The sequence below is a fragment of the Christensenella sp. genome (assembly GCF_034927525.1).
GTDB lineage: Bacteria > Bacillota > Clostridia > Christensenellales > Christensenellaceae > Christensenella.
On the sequence record NZ_JAYFPU010000166.1, the window covers coordinates 1 to 2558 of the forward strand.

A 2558-nucleotide genomic window follows, 5' to 3' on the forward strand; every position below is an offset into this window, starting at 1 on the left:
AAACGGTTAAAGGACACGGAAAAGAATCTCCGAGTCAACTTTGATACCCGTTATTGAGTGGAGGATGTGATATGGAACTAATCCTTCAACAACAACTACCTCATCAACAAAAAGCTATCGATACCATATGTGACGCTCTTAACGGTGTGCAGCTTGTGCCTCCGGCGCAGTTTTATGAAAATCCGTCCATTGTGCTTGCCGATCCGCGCCTTGCTGTCAATATTCGAGTGTTGCAGAATAACATCTACGCAGAATACCGAAACAATGCACCGATTGACGGTTGCCTTCAGCTGGATATTAAGATGGAAACTGGCACAGGCAAAACCTATGTATATACAAAGACGATTTATGAACTTCATAAACGTTATGGACTAAATAAGTTCATCATTGCTGTCCCCTCTCTTGCGATCAAAGCTGGAACAGCGCAGTTTTTGCAGGACGAATATGCCAGACGCCACTTCACGGACGGTTGCGGCTACGGCACGGAGATTGAGGTCGGTGTGCTTGAAGCACCCAAAAACAAGAAAAAGGGCCGATCCTATTTTCCGACCGTGGTTAGTGAATTTGTAAAAGGTTCTTGCCAAAACAGCAAAAAAATATATGTGATGCTCGTCAATATGCAGTTATTGACAAACGCAAAAATGCTATCCCGTGACGACTATGATTATGGCGTGGAAGGCTTTTATCGACCGTTTGATGCAATGAAAGCTACACTCCCGGCAATTATCATCGATGAGCCACACCGTTTTGCGCGCGGTCAAAAGGCGTTCAAGACCATTGCCGATGAACTTCAGCCGCAATGCATTATTCGGTTTGGCGCAACTTTTCCCGAAACTACAACCGGTCGTGGCAAAAACAAAACCATCATAAAAGATTACCAGAACCTGCTTTATGACCTAAACGCCTGTGAATCCTTTAATCAGAATCTTATTAAAGGCGTAGCAAAGGAGCATTTTGAGCCTGTTTCCAAACGTGAGGAGAAAATCAAAATATCCTCCATCAACAGCCGGGACTCCGTTGTTTTTCAACACAAACAACGAGATGAGGCAACTAAAACATATACACTCAAAGTCGGAGATTCTCTTTCGATAATTAGCGATGCCCTTGAAGGTGTAACCATTTCCGGTGTCGGTTCTTCCAAAGTTGAGTTTTCAAATGGTATTGAAAAAACTGCAGGCGAAGAACTAGACGTCGATATCTATATGACATCATACCAGGAGCAGATGCTGCGCCTTTCTCTGGAACGCCATTTTGAAACCGAAAAGGAAAATTTCTGTGGGCGCACATTCAAAATTAAAACACTGGCTCTGTTCTTTATAGACGATATCACATCCTACCGAACGGGAACGGACGGCAAATTGCCGTATTTGCTTACTGCATTTGAGCGGCTGTTAAAAGAACGCATGGAAGCGTTGTTGGAGTCCCTTGATGAACACGATGCCTTATACCGCAGTTATTTAGAAGCCAGCCTTGCTAACATCTCCGCTTGCCATGCAGGATATTTTTCTCAAGATAACAGTGATTCCGATGAAGATATCGCTGAAGAGGTAGACGTCATCCTACACGGGAAAAAACATTTGCTCTCCTTCAAAAATAAAGACGGGAGCTATAATACGCTGCGTTTTCTGTTCTCAAAATGGACGCTAAAAGAAGGTTGGGATAATCCCAATGTCTTCACGATCGCGAAACTACGCTCCAGCGGCAGCGAAAACAGCAAACTGCAAGAAGTCGGTCGCGGTCTGCGTCTGCCTGTTGATGAAAACGGCAACCGCATCTCCAATGAGGAGTTTCAGCTTAATTACATTGTGGACTTCACTGAAGCAGATTTTGCTAAACGCCTTGTCGACCAAATTAATGGCGAAGTCCCTCAGGCAAGTGCCATCAGCGAAGACCGTCTGCAACAGGTCGCGAAGAAGCTGGGCATCCCTTCAGATGATTTGTTTGATGCGCTATACGAAAAGCGTTATATAGACAGGCGGCATAACATCAAGCCAGAGACAAGAGATTCGTTTTTTGCGGAATATCCCGACTTTGCTACCGGTCTTACCTCCGGCAAAGTAAAAGACCGTAACGTGACCAAACCACGACCTATAAAAATACGAAAAGCGGCTTATAACGAAATCCGCGATCTGTGGGAGAAAATCAATCACCGATACTTGCTGTTATATGATGCCGATTTAGATGCAGACATGGAAACGGCCATTTTAGGATTGTTGGAGAAGAATATATTTGTTGATGTTGTAATGTCCAGTGTAAGGGATATCGTAGAGAGCGATGGCGAACAGATGACCACCGTTTCTGGCACTGGTGTGCAGTATACCGTCAATCGCCCAATATTATATAACGAGTTTCTTAAACGTATCATGCGAGCAACGAATATTCCCATTACGACCATGCACAAGGCCATATGTGCTTATGTGAAGCGATATGGGGGGATTGACCCCAAATATATTAACGAGTCCTCGGTGGCTGAATTCTGCACCAGTTTTCAATCCTGGAAAAATGTAAGTCTGCAAGGTCGGTTCAGATACGCAAAAAGCAATACCACCTCTGGTGCA

Annotated in this window: 1 protein-coding gene; it reads left to right on the top strand. The window is 44.4% G+C overall.

The window, feature by feature from the left end; genetic code table 11:
• Positions 1 to 71: 71 nt before the first annotated feature.
• Positions 72 to 2558: type III restriction-modification system endonuclease (locus VB081_RS06770; protein WP_323400068.1), on the top strand; the 2487-nt coding region annotated here is incomplete at its 3' end.